We start from the raw sequence: 26,537 nt of genomic DNA on the forward strand, positions 1-26,537 counted from the left end.
ATGATTCAGGTAGGTCCAAAGTGTTCGAGAGCTTTAACGATAGCCAAGAGCCATATGGAATGCCGAACATAGCTGAACTCTGCGTTATGCTGATCTAGTGAAATCTTCTGGAATTAGTTAATACCATTAGAGTTCATTAAATCACACAAATACAGAAAATCTCATATCAATCGGCATCTAGACATCGTTTAATTCCATATTGCTAACATCAATATCAAGCTCCCTAAACACGCGCTTAGCAATATTGAAGAGTTCTCTTCCCACCGGAACGCCAAAGTAGTGGCCGATATGCAGGAGCAACTCTCGTATTTTCTCAAGAGGTATGTTCGTTCTTGTCAGCGCAATTCGCAGATGCAGCTCAAATTCCTCCATATGCCCCGAGCTGGCAAGCATGGCCATATTTATCAGGCTCAATTCATGATGCGGCAGAATTCCTCTTGTCCATGTTGTTGACCAGAGCTGGTTATTCAGGCTTAGCTGCCATTCTGCATCAAACCGATCAATATTGTCTTTGTATGTATCAACATACTCATCTCCAACGATGACCCGGCGCGTTTCTTCGCCCTTCTTGTTGTACTTTCCTTTATACAGATCGTGCATTTTTATTTCCTCTAAACATGAAACCGTTCTAGACCGCCATCAATACCGATGGATTGTCCGGTGATAAGTTCTGCTTTATTGGAGGCCAGATAGGCGACCATCGCAGCAATTTCTTCGGGGGGCACCAACCGTCGAAGTGGAACATTTTCCATACCGATGTTGTGTGCTTCCTCAAAAGTTTGTCCGAGAGCATCGGCACGTATCTGCGTACGGCGGATATTTCTCTCACCCTCGATCAGGCCTGGTAGAATTGCATTGGCCCTAATTCCGTAGGCCCCCAATTCGAGCGCCAAGCTTTCGGTGAGTCCGATAACGGCCCACTTTGAGGCACTGTAACCAGAACGCAGTGCAAATCCGAGGCGTCCAGCAGCCGAAGATATGTTGACGATAGAACCTTTCTTCGCCCGTTTCATCTCAGGGAGGACGATACGCAATACATTGAACATCCCAGTAACATTAACATCGAATATATTTCGCCAAACGACCGGATCAATATTCTCAATGTTCTCTCTCGGACCCGAAATACCTACGTTATTTACAATGACCTCATACGCGCCATTTTCTTCCATATCCTTGTTGAGTATTTCTTCGACAAGTTCGGTATTGCTTACGTCGCAGGTAAAGCCGTAATCTGCTCTTTTGGACTCAACTGCAAGTTTCACGGCTTTAGCATTATTATCAATAACTGTAACTCGATCTCCATTTTCGAGAAACTGTTTTGCAATATGTTCACCAACGCCGCTTGCACCACCTGTGATAAGAATTCGTCTAGCTGGATTCATTCATAGTTCTCCTAATTTATTGTGACAATCTAAGTTACATACTTGATGGGAGCCAAAGTACAATCTCTGGAAACAGAACGAGGAGTAGTATGATGATCAGGTGAGCTATAACGTGTGGAAACGTCCCTCTGAACACCTGGTGCGCCGGAATTTTTGAATAGCTAGCAACTACAAAGACATTCAAACCAAGCGGCGGTGTTACCATCCCGACTTCTGCAACAACAATGAACAGAATCCCGAACCAGATCGGATCATATCCGAGCGATGTCATCAGCGGGAACAGAATTGGCACTGTAAGTATCAACATGGATATGAGTTCCATGAAGCAACCCAATACGAGCAGAATGATAATAACAGCCAACAGTACCAGCTCTCGCGGAGCACCCGTGTCGGCGATGTAAGTGATGAGACCTTGCGTCGCCTGCGTCATGGTAAGGAAGTAGACAAAAATGTGAGCGCCAATAATGATGAACCCGATCATGCAACTCGTCCGGGCCGCGCTGATGAATGCCTCTCCAACCTGTGCCCAACGTCCACGCAACAAGGCGAGGAAAAGTGCGCCTGTCGCTCCAAAAGCCGAGGCCTCGGTAGGGGTGGCAACTCCGGTATATATTGCCCCGGTAACAAGCAAAAACAGCAGTACGAACGATCCGGTGTTCCGCAAAGCCAGTATCTTTTCCTTGAACGAGTATGACGTTCCCGAAGGCGCGCGCTTTGGATCGAGTACAATCAGGACAAATACTGTTGCAGAGATCGTGAACGTGACGAGCAAACCCGGAATGATGCCGGCAACGAGGAGCTTTGCGACACTTTCATCCACCATGATAGCGTAGAGAACAATCGCTACACTTGGTGGGATCAGCATACTCAGAGTGCCCGATATCGCAACGACACCAGCGGCCAATTTTGGCTCATACCCCTCTTTGATCATACCGGGAATCGTCGTCGAGGCGAGTGTAGCGGCAGATGCTGTACTCGAACCAGAAATCGCTCCGAACGCCGCCCCAGTGATAGAGGTTGCATATGCAAGCCCGCCTGGCACGCGACCAACCCATTTGCTTGCGGTATCAAACAATTCATCCCCGACCCCACTCACGATTATCAGGTTCGCCATCAAAATGAACATAGGGATCGTTGATAGCTCATAACTTGACACTGCTGGTAATGTGGTTGCGGAGAGGATTCCCGAAACCAAATCCATTCCCCCCACGAGATAGAGACCAATGACACCGGCGAGACTGAGTGAGAGTGCTACCGAAAGGCCTCCCAGTAAGAGTACGATTAGAAAACTAACCCCGAGCGTAATTTCCATTTAATTTCCCTCCCCGCTGAATTGTGCGTCATCTCTATTCAGCACAATTTCAACAGTTTGCCCGAGGCTTGTTAAAATCAGACGCGTTGCAAGCATACCAAATCCGATAGGAACAATAATTTCGCTTACCCATATCGGCCAATAATAGTATCCCACGGAGTATTCATTTTCTCTGAATGCGCTCATCGTTTTGAGTAATCCTATCCAAAAGATGTAGGAAACAAGAGCAGCTGATGCTGCTGCCATAACAGTCGAAAACCACATCTTCAATTTGCGGGGCATCATGTCGACAAACACAGAAACATTCACATGGCTACCTCTTTGGTAGGCATTCGACAAAATCAGTAAAATGGAAGCTGGAAGAAGGTATTTTTCAACAAGTTCGTAGGTGAATAGTATGGGATAGTTGAAGATATACCTACCGGCAGCATCTGCAGATATATTCACCATCATCAGGAAAATTATTGCTGCCGAAATATACGCAAGAAAATTGTCCAGCGCCGACTGTAGTTTGTTGATTTTCAACAATATTGCCATTGAAGAGCCCCGCAAAAGGTAGAGTGAAACTTTGATAGACCTCAATCCTGGAAATACGATTTGTTATTTCGTGATTTCACAGCTGCGCGCCACTTTTGTCCTGAAATGGCTATGATCGGACCGGCGACGCCAACACAGACGCCGCCGAAGCCAAGTCACTCCCAGCAGGTTTGCTAACCCTATAGGAACCCTAGATCTGTGATCTCACAGGTTCCTAGAACGGAATGCGCACCAGAAGCTTGTTCAGGATCTTACTCTTCGGCTTTGAGCGCTGCTTCCAGGTCAGAAATGGCTTGTGCGCCGGGTTTGCCGCGCTTTTTCATTTCTGCCGCCCAATCGGGAGCTACGTTTTTCAAAGCATCTGCAACTTCAGCCTTCGCGTCGCCAGAAAGCTCAACGATCGTCATGCCGTTGTCCTTGAAGCTCTGCTTGTTCTCGACTTCGCGATCATCTGCGAACCCGCAGAAATTGCTTTCCGCCACCACGCCAGCTTTCATCATGGCATCTTGTACATCGGCAGGCAGGCTGTTCCACTTTTTGTCGCCCATCATGATAATGACCGAAGCCGAACCAAAGCCTTCACCAACAGTTGCATAGTTTGAAATGCTGTGGAGGTCATACGCGCGCGTGCTGAAATAGGTGAATAGCACTCCGTCGATGGTACCCCTTGAGAGGGATTGGTAGATGTCGGGCGCAGACATCTTGACTGGCACCCCTGCCAGGGCCGAAACCGAATGTTCCATCGCACCGCCTGACGTGCGAATCTTCATACCCGCGAAGTCTGACAGTTGGGACACCTGCTTGTCTGCGGAAAAGAGATGATACGCGGGGTAAACAAAACTTGCCATTGCCCTAACGTTGCTCGGCCTCAGATCGCTCTCATAGATAACTCCGCCTGGCTTGGATAGCTTGCTGAGCGCTCTTGTGCCGCTGCAAGAACTCTTGACCAACCCAGGCACCTCGAGAGCGCCATAAAGCGGGAGCTTAGATGTTGAATAGGCGGGCGCAACCTCTCCGATATCGGCAACGCCGCTCTGAACCAGATCCAACATCTGAGATGCTTTCCCCAATTGCTGAGCTGGGAAATAGTCGAATTGGACACGCCCGTCTGTAAGCTTGGTCACTTCATCGCGCCAAGTCTTACTTCCATTTTGAACGAGGAAATGCCCTACAGGCATGAACCCAGCCACTTTAAGCCTGATGACCTCTTCAGCGGCTGTGGCATGGGTAGCAAACGTCGCCAAAATACAGAACGCAACGGTGGCTTTTGCCTTCGGCAATAACTTTCTCATCTTACTCCTCCCAAAGTTTTTCTGAAATTATCGTGCGCTGAGAGTTACCACGCGGACAATAATCGGTCAATCAATTTAGAATAGCGTTCCGCACATTGAAATAATGGGAGGGGGAGAGGAACGTAGACGCAAGAGCGTTGGAGCAGAACAAATGGGCTTTCTCGGCGTTAGAAAAACTAGTCAGATCACAGCGGAACTGAGCGAATTCTGATACTTCTGTCGGAATCGAAAGGAGGCCAAGCTGGGCGAATGGGAGCAATTTCTTAGGTTCAAACGGCTCCACGGCACGCACATGGAAAGGCGCCCCATGAAGTCTTCCGGGAAAAGCTATCGTTCACACACGGGCATTGTCATGGGTGGACGACACCGCTTGTGCACGGGTTGGATTAAGCTGATTCTGATCGTAGCAGGTTGCGGACATGTGTCCTGTCTGCTGAACGGTATGTCTGGCCTTTGACCCTGATGTGGTCCGCATACTGGGGCACCATCAGAAGGTCGGACTTAGAAGTCCAGACGGTGCGTGGGAGTGTCCCTGCAGCGGTCCCCTTCGACCATGGTCACTCACTTTTGCCCTGCATCTCCTCACCGTAGCTTTCGCAATGCTAGGTTGATTCTTTGAACCGATGACCGGTGTGGCCGTTTAGTTTGCTCTTTTCACGAGCAGCGCCCAGGCTGTGCGCGCATCGCACTCAATTGAAACGAAGAGGGGGCGCGCAGGCTTATCGGGTGAGCTCGCGCATGCCGTGTTCGATGCCCTTGAGGGTCATCGGTACCATGCGGTCTTCGAATATCTCGCGGATCATGGCGATGGAATGGGTGTAACCCCAGTGCTTCTCGGGCACCGGGTTGATCCACATGTGGCTGGGCCATTGTTCGCGCGCGCGGTTCAGCCAGACTTGCCCGGATTCGGCGTTCCAGTGTTCGTTGGCGCCGCCGGGATAGGCGATTTCGTAAGGTGACATCGAGGCATCGCCGACGAAAATGCATTTATAGTCAGACCCATAGGTGCGCAGAATCTCCCAAGTGGGGGTCTGGGCGTCCCAGCGGCGGCGGTTGTCGCGCCACACGCCTTCGTAAAGGCAATTGTGAAAGTAGAAGTATTCGAGATGCTTGAACTCGGTGCGCGCGGCGGAAAACAGTTCTTCCACAACCTTGATATGCGGGTCCATCGAGCCGCCAACATCAAGGAACAGCAGCACCTTGACGGCGTTGCGCCGCTCGGGGCGGGTTTTCACGTCGAGATAGCCGTGTTCGGCGGTGGCGCGGATTGTGCCGTCGAGGTCAAGTTCTTCATGGGCGCCGTCGCGGGCCCAGCGGCGCAGGCGTTTCAGGGCGACCTTGATGTTGCGGGTGCCCAGTTCGACATCGCCGTCGAGGTTCTTGAAGTCGCGCTTGTCCCAGACCTTGACGGCGCGCTGATGGCGGCTTTCCTTTTGGCCGATCCGCACGCCTTCGGGATTGAAGCCATAGGCGCCGAAGGGCGAGGTGCCGGCCGTGCCGATCCATTTTGAGCCACCCTGATGGCGGCTGTCCTGTTCTTCGAGCCGCTTTTTCAGCGCGTCCATCAACGCGTCAAACCCGCCGAGCGATTTGATTTCGTCCATCTCTTCCTTGCTGAGATGCTTCTCGGCCATTTTTTCCAGCCAGTCGCCGGGAATGTCCACCGCTTCGAGAACGTCGGAGAGCGAAATCTGCTCGATCCCCTTGAATGCGGCGGCAAAGGCGCGGTCGAATTTGTCGAGGTTACGCTCGTCCTTCACCATTGCGGTGCGTGCGAGATAGTAGAAGCCATCGATATCGTAGGTCACCAGCCCGCTGCTCATACCTTCTAGGAACGTAAGGTATTCACGCAGGCTGACCGGGATACCGGCCGAGCGCAGGGCGTCGAAAAAGGGGACGAACACCGTGGTTACCCTCCAGCTTGTCGCAGGATCACCACGTTGATGATCAATGCGATAATAGCAAAGAGGATACCGAAAACAGCCCCGTATTGCACCAAGTCGAGCGCTTTGCCCTTGCGCTTTTTCGCTTGCAGGACGCCGATGAGCACTCCCAAAGCGGCCGCCATCCAGATCATGTGATTACCCGCGATTGCCTCTCAGCGGATTGAGGGCGCCGATCTCGCGCATCTTTGCACGCACGGCCCAATCCGCGCCAAACCCGTAACGCGCCCAGCCCAGACTGTCCAGCCGAACGGCGGCGGCTTCCGAGGAACGCCCGGTCAGATCAAGGGCTTCGGCGCGCAGGAGCATGAGGGTCGAGAGCAGGGCGGCGTTTTCGTGCCGTGCGGCGACCGGGATGGCACCATCAACATAGGCCAGCGCGCCGCGCCCGTCACCTTGGGTCAGGGCGTGGGCGGCCAATTGGGACGCGACATAGGCGCGGTGCAGTGTGGTGTGCGGCGATAACTGATAGAAGCGTTCCGCCGTCTTGAAATGGCCAAGCGCGGCTTCGGGATCGGAGGCGGCGGAAAGGCGCCCCATCGCATAGTGCGCAAAGGCGCGGCGATGATCTTGCCAGCCCAAAGATTGCGCGATTTGAAGGGCTTGGCGCGCGGCAGTGCGGCGTTGCGCGTGATTGGCTCCGGGGCCGAGGGCGGTCTGGATAGCCTTGATCCAGCTGCGCGGGGTGGGGGCCGGGCGGGTGCTTGCGGCGCGCTCACCACCGGGGTTGAGGCGGGCCAGAATGGCGGGCAGGCGCGCGGCGACCTGACGATGGGTCATGCCGTTGCTCAGTTCGGGAGAATAATAGGCGCGCAGGATCAACATGTCGAAACCGGTGAGAACGGTGTGGACGTTGTCATCGTTGAACACGGAATCGGGCAGACGGTAGAGGTCGTTGAGCGGACCGATAGCCTGGGCCAGTTCTTCGTGCAGGCAATCGCGCACCTCTTGCGGTGAGGCATCCGAGGGCAGGAACACGGCCATCTTTTCGCGTTTGCGCAACAGGCCCCAATTGGCCTTGGTCGAGCGGCGCGCGGCGCGGTATTCGGAAATATCGGTGATGTTTGGCACCACGAAACAGGCGGCATGCGGCAGGTTGCGCCGGATCTGGGCGCGGGTCACGGCCTGTACCGTGATGTTGGCCTGTTTGTTCTGGGTGAACGAGACCTTGAGCCCGGCCTCGGTGTTGAGGCGATAGATCAGGCGTGTGAGGTCCGACATCATCGTGGGCGGAGCCGCGCCGGTGACGCGGATCGTGATGGGTTGTTCAAACCGGGTGAACACCGGCAATTCGCGCCCGGATTCAAGCCGGAACGACAATTCGAGGAAGTCGCGCGCGATGTCTGCATTGGAGCGCAACGGGCGTATCGGTGCGGGGGTCGAGAAGGTCTTGATCGGGGGCAGGGCGCTCATCGAGGTGGGCTGGGCGGCGCGTGTCGCCTGATCGGGTACCGCGCCGGGCATACATCCGACGAGCAACAGGCAGAATGGCAGCAGATGATTGCGCATATTTATGGTCTCCCCAAGCGAACGATCAGCGATGTGCGCTTACCCGGTTGGGCGAGAGCAACCATCAGCAATTTTCCCTGCGGGGGGGCAGGACGGGGCGGGGTTTTGGGCGCGTTGGGCCGATCTGCGCCAAAAACGCGCAAAAATAGATCGGACACCAGATATCTGGCTTCCACGGGTCTTGTTCCTGCCTATTCTTTTTTCGTTGGGAGGACTTTTGCCTGCCTTCCTGTCGTCTCTAAGGAGCAAATAAGGCAAAAGCGTGGCGACGCGCCCAGGGCGGGACGGCTGGCAATTGGGGGCGGTAAAAGTCGTGTTTATTCAGCGGCTTGGAAGAGGTGCTTCGTGTGATTTTTTTCGCACGATAGGGCGGCGCATCCGGCTTAACCGGTTTTGACCATGGTTTCGCGATACCACACGTAAATCCCGGCGCCTGCGATGACGAGCCCGCCCGCTATGGTGAGGCTGTCGGGGAAATCGCCAAAGATGCTGGCCCCATAGAAGGTCGAAAAGAGCAGACCGAAATAGGCGAAAGGCGCAAGCATAGCGGCTTCGCCCGCCATCAGCGCGCGGATCAGCGCCAGTTGGCCGAGCGTGCCACAGAGCGCAATGCCCAGCATGATGGGCAGATCGCCCGGTGAAAGCGGCTGCCAGAAGAACGGCACCGCAGCCGTGAGGACAACGGCGCCGAAAAGGGCGGTGTAAAACAGCGACGTCCAGGCATCTTCGTCGCGCCCGACAAAGCGGGTGGTGAGCGCATAGGCGGAATAGCAGACCGCCGCGCCGAGCGGCAGCAGCGAATAGGGGGTGAAAACATCCGCGCCGGGGCGGATCACCAGGAAAGCGCCGATACAGGCAGCGGCGATAGCCATGGCCCGGCGCAACCCGAATTTTTCACCGAGGAAGACGGCGGCACCGAGCGTGATGAACAACGGGTTGGTCGACATGATTGCCGCGGCTTCGGCGAGGCCAATATTGGAAATGCCAAAGAAAAAGAAGACGGTGGCGCCCATGAGATAGACGGAGCGCGCCAGTTGCAGCCGTGGATAGCGGGTGCGCAGGACCGAGCGCAGCCGTGGCGCGACCAGCACAAAAACCAGCAACGTTTGCCCGAGATAACGCACCCAGAGGGTCGGCATGGTTCCGATCCGCTGGGCCAGCAGCTTGGCCAATGCGTCCATCGAGGAAAACATAAAAATAGCCGCGATCATCAGCAGGATCGCTCCGGCCTTGGGGGAAAGGGCGCGCATCAGGAAGGTTTCACAATCCCGGTGCCGGGCAACGCGGGCTTGCCGTCTTGGGGGTGCCAGGGCCGGCCATTGAAATCTCGGGTAGTGTTGCGCATTGCGCGAGGGTAGGGGGCGGCTATGACAGTGTCCAGAGGGCGCGACGCAGCTATTGCTCTTCGGCTTCGTCAATCTCGTCAGGGTCGACCAGTGTGATCTCGCCCGCAGCGAGCAGATCGCGGATGACGCCAACGACATCATTGAACGCGGCTTCGCCTTCTTTCTGTTTAATGCGGCCTTTCTCATCGACCTCTTCGCGCAGGTTTTCCGCCAACCGCTTGGAGATGTTCGTGAGGATGAATTCGCCCGCAAATTTGAGGTCCTCATCTGCGCTGGCAAATGCGTAGGCGAGGGCGGTGATCAGAGATGCGGCATCGGCGTCGCGCACAACCTTGGGCATGTCGATGGCATGGATGCGCGCGGGAATGTTGGCGAAGGTGAAAATTGCCTTGCGCACGCGTCGGGAGAAATCGGCATCGTCTTCGTCCAGCGCGCTCAGCACTTCGTCACGCGTGCCTGACTGGCTGATATTGAGGATGGCGCCGAGGCGTTCCTCGGGGTCCTCGTCAAAAGCGCGCAGGGGTTGCATTTCGAACTGTGCGGCCAGCGACAGACCAATGCGATCAACGGCGTCGGGGGTAACCTTGCTGGTGAGGGAGACGGCATAGGTGATGCGGCGGGCGCGGGGGCCGGGCAGTTTGCCCAAGAGCTCGGCCGCTTTGGGCACCGGCAGTTTGGAGAGCAGCACCGCCGAGACTTCGGTGCTTTCACGTTCGACGATAGGGAGCAGCTTTTCCATGGGCAGATTACGGATGAAGGCCCAAGGGTCACCGATCTGGCGCACCCCGGCCTCCTTGCGCAGGCGTGCGGCGGTCTGCGGCGAGATCTTGCCATCAAGGGCGGTGAGCGCGCCCGCAAGGCCGCGCGGGAAGGTCAGGCCCATGGCTTCAAGCTCATCCGCGAATTCGCCCACCACCTTTTGCAGCGTGGCGCGGTCGATATAACGCATCGCGCCCATCTGCTGGGTCAGCGCGGTTTGCAGATCATCGGGCAGTTGGGCCAGCGGCACGTCAGCCCCTTCCTGCAACAGGAAACGCACGATGATTGCGGCCTTCTGACGGGTATCGAGCGGGCCGCGTTTGGGTGCGGGTGCGGCAACGGGCGGGCCGCGATGGGCAAGCTGGCGCAAGGGTGAATCCTCATCTCGGGATGACTGAGAGGCAGGTTAGACGAGGAACGGTAAAGGATTGCTGAAAATGAGGCAGGCCCGGGAAAGATTTTCCGAGCCTGCGCCGCACGATTGGAATGGAAAACGTTCTAGCTGTTGGCTTGTGGCTGGCAAGTGCCGGTTGCGGCGTCATAGGCCGAACCTTCGGCACAAGACATGGCCTGTTGCTCATGCGCCGGGCAAGCAAGAGCCAGTGTCGGTGCGAAGAGAAGTGCAAGCACGGTAAGTTTGAGTTTCATGGGCCGTCCTTTCGCAATTGGGTGCGTCGAGAATAGCATGAATTTGGTTAAAAATCACCTGTGAACTTGTGCGACATCCCCGGCCAAGGCGTAGCGCACCGGGCGAGGGAAGGATTTGAGTATTTTTGGAAAGATGTGAGGCGACGGGGCGGCATGCCGGGGACGAATGATGAAGGGTACCCGGGCGCGCCTGGCATATCTGCTGCGCGCCCGTTTACGAGCCCCTTATGCGCAGCTGTGTCTCAGTCCTTGAACACCCGTTTGAAGATCGTATCGACATGTTTGGTGTGATAGCCAAGGTCGAATTTTTCGTTGATTTCTTCGGCTGAGAGCGCGGCGAGAACGTCCGCGTCGGCGAGAAGCTCTTCGCGGAAATCTTTGCCCTGTTCCCAGACCTTCATGGCGTTGCGTTGCACCAGTTTGTAGGAGTCTTCGCGGCTGACGCCGGCTTGTGTGAGGGCGAGGAGAACCCGCTGGGACATGACCAAGCCTTTGAATTTGTTCATGTTAGCGAGCATGTTGTCGGGGTAGATCACCAGCTTTTCAATCACGTTGGTGAGGCGCGACAGGGCGAAATCGAGGGTGATCGTGGTGTCGGGGCCGATATTGCGCTCGACCGAGCTGTGCGAGATGTCGCGCTCATGCCAGAGGGCCACGTTTTCCATTGCCGGAACCACCGCCATGCGTACGAGGCGGGCAAGGCCTGTGAGGTTTTCGGTCAACACAGGATTGCGTTTGTGCGGCATCGCCGAGGAGCCTTTTTGGCCCGCAGAGAAGAATTCTTCGGCCTCAAGCACTTCGGTGCGCTGCATGTGGCGGATTTCGATCGCCACGTTTTCGATTGAGGAACCGACCACGCCGAGGGCGGCGAAAAAGGCGGCGTGACGGTCGCGCGGGATGACTTGTGTGCTGACCGGTTCGGGTTCGAGACCCAGTTCCTTGCAGACATGTTCCTCAACAGCCGGGTCGATATTGGCGAAGGTGCCGACCGCGCCGGAGATGGCACCGGTGGCGATTTCGGCGCGGGCCTGTTGCAGGCGGGCGAGGTTGCGGTCCATTTCGGCGTAAAAGCGCGCAAAGGTGAGGCCCATGGTGGTGGGTTCGGCGTGGATGCCGTGGGAGCGTCCGATGCGGATGGTGTCTTTATGTTCGTAAGCGCGCTTTTTGAGCGCAGCGAGCAAGGCCTTCATATCGTCGATCAGGATGTCGGTGGCGCGCACCAGTTGCACGTTGAACGTGGTGTCGAGCACATCCGACGAGGTCATGCCCTGATGCACGAAGCGGGCTTCGTCATTGCCGATGATTTCCGCCAGATGGGTCAGGAAGGCGATGACGTCATGTTTGGTGACGGCCTCGATCTCGTCGATGCGGGCGACGTCGAAAGCGACATCCTTGGCTTTCCAGACAGCGGCGGCATTTTCGCGTGGGATCACCCCGAGGTCGGCCTGGGCATCGCAGGCGTGGGCTTCGATTTCATACCAGATGCGGAATTTGGTTTCGGGCGACCAGATGGCGACCATTTCGGGACGGGAATAGCGAGGGATCATGTCAGGGCCTTCATGTGGTTTTGGATGTGTGGCGGAAGTGTCAGGGGCGGTTTAGTGCGCTGGCGTCGGAACGACAAGACAAACGACAAGGGAGGGCGCGCTGGGGACGGGGAATGACCACGGGGTGCATAAGGAGGATGCGGGCATCGTCTGTCGAGACAGCCAAGACACCAGGCGGGGCAGATAATGGCGATGAATACGAGGACGCCGCCGCCGACATTGGAAAATACAGATGTTGTAAAATACAGATCCTGCGCCTCGCCGCTGTCAGAGCGCGCGAGGAGAGGTTCAAAACCGATCAGCGGGCCTGATCTAAGATGTCCTTGTTCAGGCAGTAATCGGGCGCCGCATCGAAGCGATCAGAATTGGCCTGACGCTCGGCGCAATCGGCCTGATCGGTGCAGCCGGCACAGCGCAGGACCATGCCGCGGTATTCTATTGCGGCCTGTTCGGGGTTGCGCATCATCGGAGCGTTCATATCGACGCCGAGGCGTGCAGAGAGTCCTCCAACAAGATCGGCGCTCGCGGCCAGTTTGGAAAAGATGCCCATGTAATCCTCCAGAGTTTTGCCTTGGCGTCTCAGAGGAGAAAACCCGGCAGAGTGGGGCGAGTATTTACCGCAGAACGGTGCCGGGGCATTGATCTATATCAAGAGCGCGATGATGCTGCGACATGGCTCATGGCTTGTTTTAGCTTGCGTTCGGACCAATGCTGATGCAGAAAATCCGCTAAATGAAAGTCCATCGTGGAGGAACTGACGTGGCAGCAAGTATGACAAACCGGGTGTTGGCCGAAACATTCGGCGCAGAGGTCGGCACCGCGCGGCGGGTCCGGCAGGCAATTCTGGTCGTGGCAGGAATCGCGGCGCTGGTGATCACCGCAAAAATTCGCGTGCCGATGTGGCCGGTGCCGGTGACGATGCAGACATTCGCAGTTCTGATGATTGGCGCGGGCTTTGGCATGCGCCTGGGTCTTGTGACGGTGCTGGGATATCTGGCGCTTGGTGTGCTGGGCATGAGCGTTTTCACCGGTGAGGGTACCGGGTTGGCCTATCTGGCGGGTCCGACGGGCGGTTATCTGGTCGGGTTTGCTGTGGCAGCAGGTCTGATGGGTGTGTTGGCGCAGCGCGGTTGGGATCGTTCTGTTGCCGGTATGGCGGGCGCCATGTTGCTGGGCAATGCCGTGATCTATGGTCTTGGCCTTACTTGGATGAGCTGGCTCTTTGCTGCTGACAAGGGCATGGCCTGGGTGCTGCAATACGGCATGGTGAACTTCCTGCCCGGTGACCTGCTGAAACTGGCGCTGGCGGCGATGCTGATGCCGATGGCGTGGAAGTTGGTCGGGCGCGCGCGCGGCTGACCCTTCGCTCTAGGTTTGACACAAGACGCAGGCCGGGGGAAACCTCGGCCTGCGTTTTTCATACAGGGTGTTTGCGTGTCTGATGGTGCGGCCCGGGGCGAATCACAGGCCGGGTTTTGTCACGTTGCCGGTTCGGTCTTGAGTGTTGTTACCACATGCGACGCGCGCTCAAGCGTGCGGTGGACCGGGCATTTATCGGCAATTTCCAACAGGCGCGCGCGCTGTTCGTCGTCGAGATCGCCGGTGAGGCGGATTTCGCGGCGGAACTCGTCGATCTTGTCGTTATTGCGCGCACCGGCGTCCTGGGCATGGACCTTGGAATGGCTGACATCGACGCTGATGTGATCAAGAGGCCACTTCTTGCGCCGCGCATACATGCGGATCGTCATCGAGGTGCAGGCCCCGAGGGCGGCGGCGAGAAAGCCATAGGGAGACATGCCGCGATTGGTGCCGCCATAGGCTTCGGGTTCGTCTGCGAGCGCATGGTGTTTGGGGCCTGACATAACGTCTTGCAGGAAACCTTGCGCGTCGGCCTCGCTTACCCGTGTGATGCCTTCGGGCGCGCCGGGGGGTGGGCCAGGTGGCGTAAGCTTGAGATAGCGGCGCGCCCATGCCGCGATCACCTCGGCGGTATATTCGGCATCTTCGGCGCGGGTGATCAGGTGATCGGCGTCATCCAGCGTAACGAAGCTTTTGGGGTGCTTGGCGGCCATGAATATATCGGCGGCATTGTCGATACCGACGATGCTATCGCGCGGGGCGTGCAATACCAGAAGCGCCTTTTTCAGGCCAGAGACGGCGGCCTTCATATCATGTGCATTGATGTCTTCGATGAACTGGCGCTGAATGGTGAAGGGACGCCCGCCAAGATCGACAACGGCTTCGCCCTCGGTGCAGATCTTGTCGATATCGTCGGAGAAATTCTGGGTCACATGGGCCGGATCAAACGGTGCGCCGATGGTGACGACGGCGCGGACCGAAGGGATATCGGCGGCCACGCGCAACACGGCGGCCCCGCCGAGCGAGTGGCCGATCAGCATATCGGGGGGCATGTCGTTCTCGGCAAGCCATTTGGCGGCGGCGCGCAGGTCGTCGAGGTTGGTGGCAAAAGAGGTGTTGGCGAATTCACCTTCGGAATGGCCAAGACCGGTGAAATCAAAGCGCAGCACGGCGATACCTGCGGCCGCCAAGCGCCCGGCGATGCGTCGCGCGGCGGGGATATCCTTGGAACAGGTAAAGCAATGGGCAAAAAGCGCGGTGGCCAGATGTGGGCCATCGGGCATATCGAGCCGGGCGGCCAACTCGCCGCCATCATGGCCGGGGAAATTGATTTTCTGGGTGGTCATCGGGCATCCTTTCGATTGCTCCAAGGGTGGGGGCAAGGGAACGGATTGGCAAGGTATGTGACGGGAGTGTCACGTGGGTGTGAGAGAAGGGAGAGCAGAGTCAGGGGGGCAGATTGCCCCGCCTATGCGTCGCCCATCAGTGCCGGATCAAAGGGATAGGTGGTGAGGTTTTCAAAGCCATCCTCTGTCACCAGCACCTGATCTTCCAGCTTGATCGAGAAATTGCCGCCAACTTCGCCGACAGCGGCCTCGACGCAGAGCACCATGCCGGGTTCGAGCGCGTAGTCAAAAGCGCCGGGCACCGCCTTGTCCGGGTAGGCGACCAGCGGCCATTCATCGCAGAGCCCGACGCCATGCATCAGGCAGCCGTATTTCTGGGCCTGAAATTTGTCGTCAAGCTTGTGGGCATTGGCCGTGAGTTCGGGAATAGTGACACCGGGTCTGATCATTTCCATGTTGGTCATGATGTGTTCGTGGGCGTGGCGCATGGCGTAGATCATCGCATCGGTGGGTTTTGCATCGCCGATCCACCAGGTGCGCGAAATGTCGATGCAGATGCCATAAGAGCCGATCAGATCAGTATCAAAGGCGACGATCTCGTTATTCTGCACGATCCGGGGGCCGCATTCCTGAAACCACGGATTGGTGCGTGGGCCAGACGAGAGCAGGCGGGTTTCGATCCATTCGCCGCCGCGCCGGATGTTTTCGGCGTGCAGCACCGCCCAGATGTCGTCTTCGCTGGTATTGCCCTGTGGGACGCGTTGACGTGCGAAATCTTCCATCAGCTGCACAGTGGTTTCGCAGGCATGATTGGCGCAGCGCATGGCGAGGATTTCATCCGGGCCTTTGATTGAGCGGGCTTTTTCGGTGACTTCTTCGCCTTCCATGATCTCAAAACCCTGCGCTTCGAGCGCGCGCAGACCGTGCAGCATGATCTTGTCGACGGCGAGACGCATGTTGGCGCCAGAGTGGGTTTCGATCAGGATGCGGACCTCGTTCGAGAAGACATCGGCCTGAAGCGATGCCTTGTCGCCGCGATCAAAATAGAACAGATCGGCGCCAGAGCGTTGTTCGCGCACCAAGGGGTTGAACGTGCTCAGGAAAGGCGAATTCTTGTAGTCCCAGATCACCATGTAGCCATCGGCACACAAGAGCACGGCGCGGAACGGGTTGTGGGTGTTCCAGAGCTGCATGTTGGTACTGTCGGTGGCGTAGCGGATGTTGAGCGGGTCAAACAGCAGAAGGCCACCATAGCCGCGATCAACGATATGTTGGGTGAGCCGTTTCCAGCGGTATGAGCGCATTGCGTCAAGGTTGGGCAAGGTCAGCCCGGCGGCCTGCCACTCGCCAAAGGCGAGCTGGGTCGGGCCGATTTCGATGCGGTCGGCATCGTTGGGAGTGCCATCGCCGAGGTTAGCGCCCCGGGTCGGGTCGATTTTGCGGGTATCGCGGTAATGGTTCATAATGTGCCTCCCCCTTACGCCCGAGTTGAGCGGCGCTATTGGCGCGCGGCTTTGCCGATTGCGACCTGGGAGGGCGTTTTCGGGATGATTGCAGCGCCATGAGCGGGTAGAAAACGGCATGGAACCGATTTTGCAGACCTGCCTGCCGTATGACCCATTCAACCCACGTCCCTTGCCGGGGATTGCGCCGCTTGATCTGGGCGACTGGTTGCGCGTGGATGAGGCCTTTGGCGGGCAGATGGCGCGGCGCGCGGCGTTGATCGGGGAGGCACCTGACAAGGTGATCGCGTTGGACGCGGCGGCGCGGCCTGCGGCGCAAGAGCTGCTCGACCTGGTGGTTGCGACGCAGTTGGAAAAACCGGGTTTTTCGCGAGAGTGCGATGACGCAATACGGCGTCCCGATGGGGAACTGGTGGTGCTGGATCGAGACGATCCGATGGGCACGGTTGGGCGGTTGGCGCAAGAGGATTTCTGCCTGTTGGAAAAACGCGGTGGCGGTGGCGAGCATGTGTTGACGGGCGCGGTTCTGTGCTTTCCGGCAAGTTGGAGCCTTGAGGAGAAATTCATGCGCGGGCTGATTGGGGTGCATGCTCCGGTGGCTGAATATGATGCAGATATTGCCAAGCGGGTGCAGCGGCTTTTTGACGGGGTACAGGCCGGGCGGGGCTTGTGGCGGTTCAATGCGCTTTGGTACGCTTCGCCCGAGTTGCATCAGCCACGGCGCGAAAACGATCGGCGGGGCGAGCCGCAATCAACGCAGGCGAAGTTTCTGCGTTCGGAATTGCAGACGTTGCGGCGGTTGCCCGAAACCGGTGCCGTGGTGTTTGGTATTCACACCTATGTGCTTGCCGCAAAGGATGTGCCGGGGCAGAGATAGAATCTGCTGCCCCGGTTTTGCTAGCTCAGGCGGCGAACATCACGACATGCGGTGTGCCGTCGGAGGTGCGCTCATGGGTGACCCCCTGAGCGTTCACCAGACAGTTGATTTGCCGTCTGAAGTTGGAAAATCGCTCAGATTCAACAACATCGACAGGCGTGTCGAACACCAGCGTCAGTTGCCAGTATCCGGCGACATTTTCGCGTGCGGCCTTGATACGCCCGGTGAAGGCATGACCAAGATAGCGGCCATGCACGGGTTGGCCAATTTGCCAGCGCGGCGTTGGCTTTTGCCGTTTGGCGGCGGCCAGCGCGGTGTTCCAGTCGCGAAAGCCGTGCTGTTTGGCAACCGCTTCGAGGGCAGCGGCGTGGCTTAGCGGCGTTCCGGTTTCGGCCATGGCTTCGCGCAGCCGTTTGGCCTGCGCTTTCAGCCCATCGGTTGAGGGGATATCGAACGTCATCTCATTGCTCCCAAAGGTCATCGGGAAAGGCGGGGTCCGCATTACCGCCACTCATGACCACGGGGTCAGAGAGGAGGGGTTCAAAGCAGGACTTCACCAAGGCCAAAGGCCGCGGACGGCAGGGGCCTGCACCACGAAAAGGTCAGATAGGGAGGCCGACGCAGTCTGTCAAGATGCGCGAGACGCGATAGCTCAGCGGTCGATCTTGGCGCCCATGATGGCGAGCGATTGTTGATACACCGTGGCGGCGTTCCATTCCTTGAGGACGCGGTAGTTGTGGCTGCCTTCCTGATAGCCCTGGCCGGGTTTCCAGCCCTTGGCGCGCAGGTAATTGGCGGTCGATGCCAGCGCGTCGGCTTGGTTATAGAAGTCGACCCGCCCGTCGCCGTTGCCATCAACGCCATATGTCATCGCATTTCCGGGCAGGAACTGGGTATGGCCCAGTTCGCCATGTTTGGCGCCTTTGGTGTTTGGCGAGATCGAGCCGCGATCGACCAGTTTGAGCGCGCCGATTGCATGCGGGCGGAAGAAATCGGAGCGGCGGCAATCATAAGTCAGCGTGACAATGGCCGAGACGACGTTGCTGTCGCCCATGAATCCGCCAAAAGCAGTCTCCATGCCGTGAATGGCGATGAGGATGCCGGAGGGAACGCCATAGATCCGCTCAAGACTGTTAAAAAAGGCGGGGTTGCGCGCTTTGCGTTTGCGCCCTTGCGCGATGATGGTGTTGACACCGCGCACCTTCATGAATTTTTCGAGGCTGTATCTGAAGCTTTTCTGATTGCGGTCGGCGGCGATGGTGCGCGAGGCATAGGTGGTGCCTGCGAGTGCCTGAAGCCCACGTTGGCCGACCCCGGCCTGGGCGGCCTCTTTCGCGAAGGCGGCTTTCCAGGCGTTGAAGCCATTGGCGTTGTTGCCGCAATTGGCTGCAAACGTTGGGGTGGCGACGCCGAGAGCCAGTAAGCCGGCCGCGAGTGTGGTAATCAGACGCATCAATAAAAACTCCAAAAAACTAGAATCCGTGAAAGAGGTTAACCGCGAAGGGCAAGGCAGGCCAAGCCCGAAAGCACCGCGAGGCGGGCGAGAGTGTCGTTGCGGCATTCTGTTGAGGAGAGGTTGACGCGGGGCGGGGGCGGCGCGTTAGGTTTTTGCACATAAGAAGCACGCAGCAGGAGGATGTCGGGATGGGGCATGTGGGCGAAGATGTAATACTGGACGAACCAGCATTGATACATGAAAGCGCGTTGCTTTACGGCAAGGTTCATGTCGGGCCAGGGGCGTCGATCTGGCCCAATGTGGTGACTCGCGCCGAGATGTATGAGATCCGTATCGGGGCACGCAGCAATATCCAGGATTTCGTGATGATCCATGTCGGGCATTTCACGCCGACCATCGTGGGCGAGGATTGTTCGATCACCCATCATGTGACGTTGCATGGTTGCGAGATCGGTGATCGTTGCCTGATCGGGATCAACGCCACGATCATGGACGGGGCCAAGATCGGCGAGAATTCGATCGTCGCAGGGCATTCGATCATCACCGAAAACGCCGAGTTTCCGCCAAATTCGGTGATTGCCGGAGTGCCCGCCAAATTGGTGGCGACGCGCGATAATGGTAAGATGAACCGGCGGAATGCCGTTTTTTACGAGATGAATGCGCGTAACTATGCCGAGGGGCGTGACCGTCTGAGTGTGGAACAACAGGCAGAACTGGCGGATTTGTTTGGCAGCGCTTGACGGGCGGCGTCAGCTTGGCTTCGCCCCGCGATTATTGGTAATGCCTATTGCGTCAACCCATGAAGCGCTGGGCGCATCTATCTGTAAGACATGGTGTTTCAGATTGGAGCGGTTTTTTAGGCGGATCCATAAAAAATGGGCGCCTCTTTCGAGGCGCCCGTTACTCGTACTAACCAACCGAGATCAGCAGCTGTAATACATGCCGAATTCGACTGGATGCGGGGTGTGCTCATAAAGCTCGACCTCGCCCATTTTCAGCGAGATGTAGGCGTCGATCTGATCCTTGGTAAACACGTCGCCTGCGAGCAGGAAGTCGTGATCAGCCGCCAGCGCATCGAGCGCTTCGCGCAAGCTGCCGCAGACGGTGGGGATGCCAGCGAGCTCTTCAGCAGGCAGGTCATAGAGGTTCTTGTCCATCGCCTCGCCCGGGTCGATCTTGTTCTTGATGCCGTCGAGACCGGCCATCAGCAGAGCGGCAAAGCAGAGGTACGGGTTGGCCGCGGGATCGGGGAAACGAGCCTCAACGCGCTTGGCTTTGGGCGACTCGGTCCATGGGATACGCACACAGCCCGAGCGGTTGCGGGCCGAATAGGCGCGCAGGACAGGCGCTTCAAAACCCGGGATCAGGCGCTTGTAGCTGTTGGTCGCCGGGTTGGTGAAGGCGTTGAGCGTCTTGGCGTGCTTGAGAATGCCACCAATGAAATAGAGCGCTTCCTGGCTGAGATCGGCGTATTTGTCGCCCGAGAACAGCGGCTTGCCATCTTTCCAGATCGACATGTTCACATGCATGCCGGTGCCGTTGTCACCATAGATCGGCTTGGGCATGAAGGTGGCTGTCTTGCCATAGGCGGCAGCGACGTTGTGGATCACGTATTTGTATTTCTGCATCTCGTCGGCCTGTTTGACCAACGTACCGAAGATCAGACCCAGCTCATGCTGACACGAAGCAACCTCGTGGTGATGCTTGTCGATCTTCATGCCCATGCGTTTCATGGTCGAGAGCATTTCGCTGCGGATATCCTGAGCGTCGTCGGTCGGGTTTACCGGGAAGTAGCCGCCCTTGATGCCCGGACGGTGGCCAGAGTTGCCCATCTCATAGTCGGTGTCGGTGTTCCATGACCCGTCAATCGCATCAACCTCGTAAGATACCTTGTTGATCGAGTTAGAGAATTTTACATCGTCAAACAGGAAGAACTCGGCTTCCGGACCCCAGAAGGAGTCGTCACCGATACCCGAGGACTTGAGGTAGGCTTCGGCTTTTTGGGCGGTGCCGCGTGGGTCGCGCTCATAAGGTTCGTTGGTGTCGGGTTCGACGATCGAACAATGGATGCAGAGGGTTTTCTCGGCATAGAACGGGTCGAGATAGGTGCTGTCGGTGTCGGGCATCAGCTTCATGTCGGAAGCTTCGATGGATTTCCAACCAGCAATCGAGGAACCGTCGAACATGAAGCCTTCTTCGAGAAAGTCTTCATCGACCATCTCGGTCGATACGGTTACGTGCTGGAGCCTGCCACGCGGATCGGTGAAACGGATATCAACATAGTCGATTTCTTCGTCCTTGATCTGCTTGAGAACGTCTTTGATGCTCATTCCCTTGTTCCTTTTCGTATTGGAATGGTCTGATTTGGGGCTCTTTTCAGAGCGCGTCGGAATCTGTTTCGCCGGTGCGGATGCGGAGTGCCTGTTCCACGGGGCTGACGAAGATCTTGCCGTCGCCGATCTTGTCGGTTTTGGCGGCGTCGATGATGGCCTCGATGGCGGCTTCGACCTGATCGTCGTCGAGCACCACTTCGAGTTTTACCTTGGGAAGAAAATCAACCACGTATTCGGCGCCGCGATAGAGCTCTGTGTGACCCTTTTGACGGCCGAACCCCTTGACCTCGATCACGCTGAGGCCCTGAATACCAACGTCCTGCAACGCTTCCTTCACCTCGTCGAGTTTGAAGGGTTTGATAATGGCTTCGATTTTCTTCACGGCAAACCTCCCACGGCACATGTGTTCATGGGGGTGAGACCACTTCCTTTTGCCGGGGGCAATTGGATAGGGTGTCGGGGGTAGGATGGGCGTCATGGGATTCTGGTCTTTGCCTATTTTTTGGGCATGACGCCCATAAAATGCGCGATATTGAATCGAGGGGTGTGAGGTCATGACCGAACTGCTGACGGCAAAGCAGATGCGCGCGATTGAAATGGCGGCCATCGCGTCGGGTGAAGTGACGGGATTGGAGCTGATGGAGCGGGCCGGGTGCGGTGTGGTTGAAGCCATATTCGAGGAGTGGCCGCAGTTTAGATCGGCACCTCAAAGCGTCGTCATCTTTTGCGGCCCCGGCAACAACGGTGGTGACGGGTTTGTTGTGGCCAGACTGTTGCACAACATGGGCTGGACCGTTCGGGTCTGGCTGTTTGGCGAGGTTGAAAACCTTCCGCCGGATGCGCGCGCAAACCACGATGCCTGGGCAGCTTTGGGAGAGGTGCGGCGGCTGGATGCGGTGGCGTTTCGCCGTGATCTCGGTGCGGCGCTCTATATTGATGCGGTTTTTGGAACGGGCCTTTCGCGTGCGCCAGAGGGGGAGTTGCGTGATTTCCTGCACTATCTTGGCGGTGCCGGGGGCGACGGGGCGCATTATCAATCGCGGCTTGTCGCCATAGACGCACCTTCGGGCCTGTGTCTGGATAGCGGGCGCATGCTGGGCGGGGGCGCGCCTTTCCCGTCTGAGAGTTCGGTGCCGCTTTGCCGACTGACGGTCGCGTTTGATAGCCCTAAGGCGGGGCATTTCCTTGCCGATGGTCCGGCATGCTGTGGCAAATTGAAGATCGTTGATATCGGTTTGGCAAAATGGCGCGAGACCACGGGTGGGCCGGTTGATGGCGCTGGGATGTCGCGCAAGGCGTCGCTTTCGCTTGTGGAGCGTGACTCGTTTGTCGCGGATCGAGGCGCGCTTTTGCCGCCTGAGCGGTCATTGCAAAAGCGTGGGGGGCACAAATTTTCACATGGTCATGCCGTGGTCCTGACCGGCGCTGCGGGCAAAACCGGCGCGGCGCGGTTGGCGGCGCGCGGTGCTTTGAGGATCGGGGCGGGATTGGTAACGCTGGGGGTGCCGGGCAGTGCGCAGTTGGAGGTGGCTTCGGCGGTCACGGCGGTCATGCTGCGGCGGGCTGGCACGCCAGACGAGTTGGCTGGGGTATTGGAGGATGAGCGGATTAATGCGGTTTGCCTTGGGCCGGGTTTGGGGGTGGAGCGGGCGCGGGAGTTGGTCGAGGTGGCGACGCAGCATCAGCAGCGGTCTTGTGTTTTGGATGCCGATGCGTTGAGCGCATTTGAAGGTGCGCCGGAGGTTTTGTTTGCCATGCTGCATAAGCGATGCGTGATGACCCCGCATGGTGGTGAATTTGCCCGGTTGTTCCCCGATATTGCCGCGAAACTGGCTGCGCCTGCGACCCGTGGCCCGGCCTATTCACGTGTTGATGCGACACGAGAGGCGGCGAAGCGGGCGGGTTGCGTGGTGCTCTTAAAGGGGGCGGATACGGTAATCGCCAGCCCCGATGGGCAGTGTTCGCTCAATTCTGCGGGTTATGAGCGCGCGGTGCCTTGGCTGGCGACGGCCGGTTCGGGGGATGTGCTGGCCGGGTTCATCACCGGGCTATTGGCGCGCGGGTTTTCGGCGATGACGGCGGCGCAAGCGGGGGCGTGGCTGCATGTGGAATGTGCGCGCAGCTTTGGGCCGGGGCTGATCGCCGAGGATTTGAGCGAGGAATTGCCCAAGGTGTTCAGGGCGCTGGGGATGTAGGGTGCATCGTTGCTCAACCGTTATCAAGCGGCGTGCTTGAGCGGTTCTGTCGGCTCACAGGCCAGTTCCATCCCGTCGACATAGAGGATATGCGGCGCGTCGAATTCGAGCTGAAAGAGGGTGATTGTCCGACGTCCGGCGCGGCGGATGAATTCGCCATCAATCAGCTTGCGCGCTGGCGCCAATGCCTGTGACGCGCCAAAGAGCGCTTGCGCACGCCAATCGCGCAGCAGCACCTTTTGCTCAGCCGGAAGGAGCGTGTCATGCTCTGGGCGCGTGTGCCCCAAGGTGCCGGCCATGATCGAAACCATATCGCAGGTTACCTCTGTCCGGCGCACCCCGCGCAGGATCGCCATGCCTTGATCGCGGGTGATCACCCGGTCACCGGGCGAAAGAAACTCAACCGGCAACGCGCCGTCGAGGGTCAGTATGATGCTACCGGCCGCGAAACCTGCGGAGGGCACATCAGGACGCGTGCGCGCGGAAACACCGCGTGCCTGGCCCGAAGGTAATTCTGTCATGGGCAAAACCTGCTCTGTCTGCCTTTTGTTTTTTTCACACATTAGGCGAATATTCGGTAAATGTCGTGCATTTTTTTCCCAGCCGCCGCGCGACAAAATGCGCCCGCGCCCCGGTTGGGGCAATTGCGCGCATTGGATTGGAGCATTGAGCGAAGCGGCTTGGGCAGGGTTTGAGGCGTATTGAGTTGATGCACGTGCGATAGCTGAGGCCTTGCGCGCGCGTTTTTTCGCGCCGTGTTGAGTGGTGTGATGCGGGGCGTCTGGGCGTGCCGCCCCGGTCTTTCGCCGGTCGATGTGTCGTGCGGCGCGTTGGCACCGTTTTTCCTCTCGCTTCCGCATCGGGGGTTTGTTAAAAGGTCGCGGGTTTCGCCCGGTATTGCGCCGGGCGTCTCGCGTGCGGGTGTGGCGGAATTGGTAGACGCACCAGATTTAGGTTCTGGCGCCTTTGGCGTGGGGGTTCGAGTCCCTTCACCCGCACCATTTTACAATGAGAGGCCTCCAAGAGCCGTAACACCTTAATCTAAAAGGTGGTTTCGGGGTGTAGGGGCAACCGTTTTTCGGCAATATGCAAGAGGCCGGGCATACACCAAACTCAATGGTGGTTTCTGTATGGTCGCGTCAGAAATCTTCCATATTTCGCCGGGGCTCTTGCCGCTTGAGGGTCGGCGTGTGCGCCCTGTTACCACACAATCGCGCGGAGCAGGGTGCCTGTCTCGCGAAGCAAAATTGAATGAAAACGTTCGCTTGGAGTGGAGTGCTAAAGTCGCTTTTTGCACAACAAAAAACGGGCGCCGACAGGAATGCTCGGCGCCCGTTTTTCATAGGAATGCGAAAGGTGATCAGTCGGCGGGTTTGGGGGCCGGTGCCGGTTTGGCAGGACCGCCCTTGGTCAACGGGTCGTCCTGACGCTGCACCGAGCCTTCGAAATGGGCGCCGGATTCGATCGCGATTGTCTTGTGAATGATATCGCCTTCCACCCGGGCGGTGGAGGTCAGGCGCACCTTCAGACCACGGACTCGACCCACGATACGGCCATTCACGACGACATCATCGGCTACAACCTCGCCCTTGACGGTGGCGCCATCGCCGACGGTAAGCAGGTGGGCGCGGATATCGCCTTCGACAGTGCCTTCGACCTGAATATCGCCGGTTGTCTTGAGGTTACCGGTGATGTGCAGATCGGACGAGAGGACCGACGCGGGCGGTTTCGCCTTGGGAGCGGAAGGGGCCGAGGATGACTTGAATTCGCTGCCCGATTGCGGCGGCGCGGAGGGTCGGGCTCCTGAATCTGCAGGTTTGGGGGCGTCCGGTTTGGGAGCGGGCTCGTTGATTTTGCTTTTAGAAAACATTGTTCGCAGCCTTGATGTAGGTCATGGGATTGACGGCCTTCCCGCCGATGCGCACTTCGTAATGCAAGTGGGGGCCAGTGACACGTCCAGAGGCTCCCATATCACCAATACGGTCACCGCGCGAGACTCTTTGTCCAACTTTCACGCGAATTTTGTTCATATGGGCGTAGCGTGTTTCGATTCCAAACTCGTGTTGGATCTTGACCAGCCGACCATAGCCTGAGCCCCACCCGGCATGTGTGACCACGCCATCGGCGGTAGAATAGAGCGGTGTGCCAATTGGGCCGGCGAAATCGACACCCTTGTGCAGACGACGCCCGCCGGTCTTGGGATCGCGGCGATAGCCGAAACTGGAGGTGAAGCGGAAGCTTGATTTGACCGGAATCGCAAAGGGCGCTTTGGTGGCGGCAATACGATAGAGGTTCAACCGGTCCATCTGATTGAGGATACGATTGGCGCGGGATGCATCGGGAGAGGGCTCTTCACCCTTGGTCGAAAAACTGAGCGGCATTAGTGGCCCGCCCTGACCTGAATAACCGCTGCGCACCTGCTTGAGGATCGTGTCAGTGTTCATGCCAGCCTGCCGGAACATCTTGTCCAGCGGCTTGACCGATATGGTCATCGCTTCTTCGAGTTGGCGGAAGATCTGATCGTTCTGATCCTGCATCAGCTTGATCTTGAGAGCCATTTCATCGGCCTGATGCAACGCATCCTGTGCATCAGTGATAACCTGATCGCGCTCGGCGGCAGTTTCCGAGAGCGCGCTATGAAGGGCTGCAATGGCGCCATCGAGTGCGGAATTCGCGCCCGGCAACGTGTTGCCCGCGCCGCCGTTTTCAGCCAGCGCCACCTTGAGATCGCCGAGAGCCACACGGGCTTCGTCGCGTTCTTTCATGGTGCGGCGCAGGGTGGTTTGAATAACCTCGATCCCGGTCTCCAACTCGCGACGGCGGGTCTCCGAAGACAGAAGTTCAGACTGCATGGCGGAAATCTGGGTCAGCGCCGAGTTGAACCGACCTTGCGCGGCAAGGGCTTCTTCGGCGCGGCTGTCGCGGGCGTTGGCCAGATAGTTCAGCCGGGCTTCATAGGTTCGTTGATCGCGTTTGGCCTGTTCACGGAAATTGCCTGAGCCGATAGAGTCCATCAACAGGATTGCGGTAGCAATGATGGCCCAGGCGACAATCGAGGCGCTGCCGAGAAATCCCACAAGTTGCACACCGGATTTCAGACGGATGAATCGGGTATCAGTGTCGGACCGCAGGAAGACGCGGCGTTCGGGGAAATAGCGCTCGAGCGCCGAGTGAAAGCGAATGGCCAAACGTGATCGCACTGAAAGCTGTCCTTATTGTCCCATCCCCAAGCT

At 57.7% G+C, this 26,537-nt stretch carries 26 protein-coding genes and 1 tRNA gene; 5 read left to right on the forward strand and 22 right to left on the reverse strand.

Annotated elements, in window-relative coordinates:
- Positions 1 to 177: 177 nt before the first annotated feature.
- The 13 genes from LZG00_19600 to LZG00_19660 all read right to left on the reverse strand — a co-directional run bounded on the left by LZG00_19600 (position 178) and on the right by LZG00_19660 (position 12,825).
- Entirely contained in the window at positions 178 to 600 is a 423-nt protein-coding gene (locus LZG00_19600) for a carboxymuconolactone decarboxylase family protein (protein MCF3596195.1), read from the reverse strand.
- A gap of 11 nt (positions 601 to 611) precedes the next feature.
- Positions 612 to 1,382, reverse strand: coding sequence for an SDR family oxidoreductase (locus LZG00_19605; GenBank protein MCF3596196.1), 771 nt, complete (start codon positions 1,380 to 1,382; stop codon positions 612 to 614).
- Positions 1,383 to 1,416: 34 nt separating this feature from the next.
- The gene (locus tag LZG00_19610) at positions 1,417 to 2,694 is read right to left on the reverse strand and encodes a TRAP transporter large permease (GenBank protein ID MCF3596197.1); all 1,278 of its coding nucleotides are present in this window, start codon (positions 2,692 to 2,694) and stop codon (positions 1,417 to 1,419) included.
- Positions 2,695 to 3,231, reverse strand: a complete 537-nt coding sequence (locus tag LZG00_19615; GenBank protein ID MCF3596198.1) for a TRAP transporter small permease — start codon at positions 3,229 to 3,231, stop codon at positions 2,695 to 2,697.
- 251 nt (positions 3,232 to 3,482) lie between these two features.
- Positions 3,483 to 4,523, reverse strand: a complete 1,041-nt coding sequence (gene dctP, locus LZG00_19620; protein MCF3596199.1) for a TRAP transporter substrate-binding protein DctP — start codon at positions 4,521 to 4,523, stop codon at positions 3,483 to 3,485.
- A 719-nt stretch (positions 4,524 to 5,242) separates the two neighbouring features.
- Positions 5,243 to 6,427 (reverse strand): VWA domain-containing protein, encoded by a 1,185-nt coding sequence (locus LZG00_19625; protein MCF3596200.1) that lies wholly within the window; start codon positions 6,425 to 6,427, stop codon positions 5,243 to 5,245.
- A gap of 5 nt (positions 6,428 to 6,432) precedes the next feature.
- The gene (locus LZG00_19630) at positions 6,433 to 6,600 is read right to left on the reverse strand and encodes a hypothetical protein (protein MCF3596201.1); all 168 of its coding nucleotides are present in this window, start codon (positions 6,598 to 6,600) and stop codon (positions 6,433 to 6,435) included.
- Positions 6,601 to 6,604: 4 nt separating this feature from the next.
- On the reverse strand, positions 6,605 to 7,975 hold the full coding sequence (locus LZG00_19635; protein ID MCF3596202.1) for a DUF2927 domain-containing protein: 1,371 nt from the start codon (positions 7,973 to 7,975) through the stop codon (positions 6,605 to 6,607).
- Between the two features lie 383 nt (positions 7,976 to 8,358).
- Positions 8,359 to 9,225, reverse strand: coding sequence for a DMT family transporter (locus LZG00_19640; GenBank protein MCF3596203.1), 867 nt, complete (start codon positions 9,223 to 9,225; stop codon positions 8,359 to 8,361).
- Between the two features lie 145 nt (positions 9,226 to 9,370).
- Positions 9,371 to 10,450 (reverse strand): flagellar motor switch protein FliG, encoded by a 1,080-nt coding sequence (locus tag LZG00_19645; GenBank protein ID MCF3596204.1) that lies wholly within the window; start codon positions 10,448 to 10,450, stop codon positions 9,371 to 9,373.
- A gap of 128 nt (positions 10,451 to 10,578) precedes the next feature.
- Complete coding sequence (locus tag LZG00_19650; protein ID MCF3596205.1) at positions 10,579 to 10,728, reverse strand: hypothetical protein; 150 nt, start codon at positions 10,726 to 10,728, stop codon at positions 10,579 to 10,581.
- A 242-nt stretch (positions 10,729 to 10,970) separates the two neighbouring features.
- The gene (gene purB / locus LZG00_19655; GenBank protein ID MCF3596206.1) at positions 10,971 to 12,275 is read right to left on the reverse strand and encodes an adenylosuccinate lyase; all 1,305 of its coding nucleotides are present in this window, start codon (positions 12,273 to 12,275) and stop codon (positions 10,971 to 10,973) included.
- Between the two features lie 298 nt (positions 12,276 to 12,573).
- Positions 12,574 to 12,825: a DUF6455 family protein gene (locus LZG00_19660; GenBank protein ID MCF3596207.1), complete on the reverse strand. Its 252-nt coding sequence runs from the start codon at positions 12,823 to 12,825 to the stop codon at positions 12,574 to 12,576.
- Between the two features lie 221 nt (positions 12,826 to 13,046).
- Between LZG00_19660 and LZG00_19665 the strand changes: the two genes are divergently transcribed.
- Entirely contained in the window at positions 13,047 to 13,634 is a 588-nt protein-coding gene (locus tag LZG00_19665) for a biotin transporter BioY (protein MCF3596208.1), read from the forward strand.
- A gap of 119 nt (positions 13,635 to 13,753) precedes the next feature.
- Here the strand turns inward: LZG00_19665 and LZG00_19670 are convergent, their stop codons facing one another.
- Together LZG00_19670 and LZG00_19675 are read right to left on the reverse strand one after the other, a co-directional pair.
- The gene (locus tag LZG00_19670; protein MCF3596209.1) at positions 13,754 to 14,980 is read right to left on the reverse strand and encodes a bifunctional alpha/beta hydrolase/OsmC family protein; all 1,227 of its coding nucleotides are present in this window, start codon (positions 14,978 to 14,980) and stop codon (positions 13,754 to 13,756) included.
- A gap of 122 nt (positions 14,981 to 15,102) precedes the next feature.
- A complete protein-coding gene (locus tag LZG00_19675; protein ID MCF3596210.1) occupies positions 15,103 to 16,443 on the reverse strand; it encodes a Xaa-Pro peptidase family protein in 1,341 nt (446 codons plus the stop codon).
- Positions 16,444 to 16,561: 118 nt separating this feature from the next.
- On the opposite strand from LZG00_19675, the gene LZG00_19680 reads away from it, so the two are divergent.
- Positions 16,562 to 17,320, forward strand: a complete 759-nt coding sequence (locus tag LZG00_19680) for a DUF3445 domain-containing protein (GenBank protein ID MCF3596211.1) — start codon at positions 16,562 to 16,564, stop codon at positions 17,318 to 17,320.
- Between the two features lie 25 nt (positions 17,321 to 17,345).
- Here LZG00_19680 and LZG00_19685 read toward each other — a convergent pair whose 3' ends face one another.
- On the reverse strand, positions 17,346 to 17,780 hold the full coding sequence (locus LZG00_19685) for a hypothetical protein (GenBank protein MCF3596212.1): 435 nt from the start codon (positions 17,778 to 17,780) through the stop codon (positions 17,346 to 17,348).
- 192 nt (positions 17,781 to 17,972) lie between these two features.
- Positions 17,973 to 18,773 carry a lytic murein transglycosylase gene (locus LZG00_19690; protein MCF3596213.1) on the reverse strand — a complete coding sequence of 267 codons (801 nt, stop codon included), beginning with the start codon at positions 18,771 to 18,773 and terminating at the stop codon, positions 17,973 to 17,975.
- A 191-nt stretch (positions 18,774 to 18,964) separates the two neighbouring features.
- Between LZG00_19690 and LZG00_19695 the strand changes: the two genes are divergently transcribed.
- A complete protein-coding gene (locus LZG00_19695) occupies positions 18,965 to 19,516 on the forward strand; it encodes a gamma carbonic anhydrase family protein (GenBank protein MCF3596214.1) in 552 nt (183 codons plus the stop codon).
- Positions 19,517 to 19,699: 183 nt separating this feature from the next.
- Here LZG00_19695 and glnA read toward each other — a convergent pair whose 3' ends face one another.
- Positions 19,700 to 21,106, reverse strand: coding sequence for a type I glutamate--ammonia ligase (gene glnA, locus LZG00_19700; GenBank protein ID MCF3596215.1), 1,407 nt, complete (start codon positions 21,104 to 21,106; stop codon positions 19,700 to 19,702).
- Between the two features lie 46 nt (positions 21,107 to 21,152).
- Positions 21,153 to 21,491 carry a P-II family nitrogen regulator gene (locus LZG00_19705; GenBank protein MCF3596216.1) on the reverse strand — a complete coding sequence of 113 codons (339 nt, stop codon included), beginning with the start codon at positions 21,489 to 21,491 and terminating at the stop codon, positions 21,153 to 21,155.
- 172 nt (positions 21,492 to 21,663) lie between these two features.
- Between LZG00_19705 and LZG00_19710 the strand changes: the two genes are divergently transcribed.
- A complete protein-coding gene (locus LZG00_19710; GenBank protein ID MCF3596217.1) occupies positions 21,664 to 23,304 on the forward strand; it encodes an NAD(P)H-hydrate dehydratase in 1,641 nt (546 codons plus the stop codon).
- A 23-nt stretch (positions 23,305 to 23,327) separates the two neighbouring features.
- On the opposite strand, the gene LZG00_19715 is transcribed toward LZG00_19710, so the two are convergent.
- Positions 23,328 to 23,825 carry a Hint domain-containing protein gene (locus LZG00_19715; protein MCF3596218.1) on the reverse strand — a complete coding sequence of 166 codons (498 nt, stop codon included), beginning with the start codon at positions 23,823 to 23,825 and terminating at the stop codon, positions 23,328 to 23,330.
- Positions 23,826 to 24,221: 396 nt separating this feature from the next.
- Between LZG00_19715 and LZG00_19720 the strand changes: the two genes are divergently transcribed.
- Positions 24,222 to 24,305 (forward strand) — tRNA-Leu (locus LZG00_19720).
- A 359-nt stretch (positions 24,306 to 24,664) separates the two neighbouring features.
- On the opposite strand, the gene LZG00_19725 is transcribed toward LZG00_19720, so the two are convergent.
- Both LZG00_19725 and LZG00_19730 read right to left on the reverse strand, forming a co-directional pair.
- The gene (locus LZG00_19725; protein MCF3596219.1) at positions 24,665 to 25,174 is read right to left on the reverse strand and encodes a polymer-forming cytoskeletal protein; all 510 of its coding nucleotides are present in this window, start codon (positions 25,172 to 25,174) and stop codon (positions 24,665 to 24,667) included.
- The gene (locus LZG00_19730; GenBank protein ID MCF3596220.1) at positions 25,164 to 26,504 is read right to left on the reverse strand and encodes a DUF5930 domain-containing protein; all 1,341 of its coding nucleotides are present in this window, start codon (positions 26,502 to 26,504) and stop codon (positions 25,164 to 25,166) included. Before LZG00_19730 ends, LZG00_19725 begins: the two co-directional genes overlap by 11 nt.
- Positions 26,505 to 26,537: the final 33 nt, after the last annotated feature.

The organism is Rhodobacteraceae bacterium LMO-JJ12 (genome assembly GCA_021555075.1).
Lineage (GTDB): Bacteria > Pseudomonadota > Alphaproteobacteria > Rhodobacterales > Rhodobacteraceae > JAKGBX01.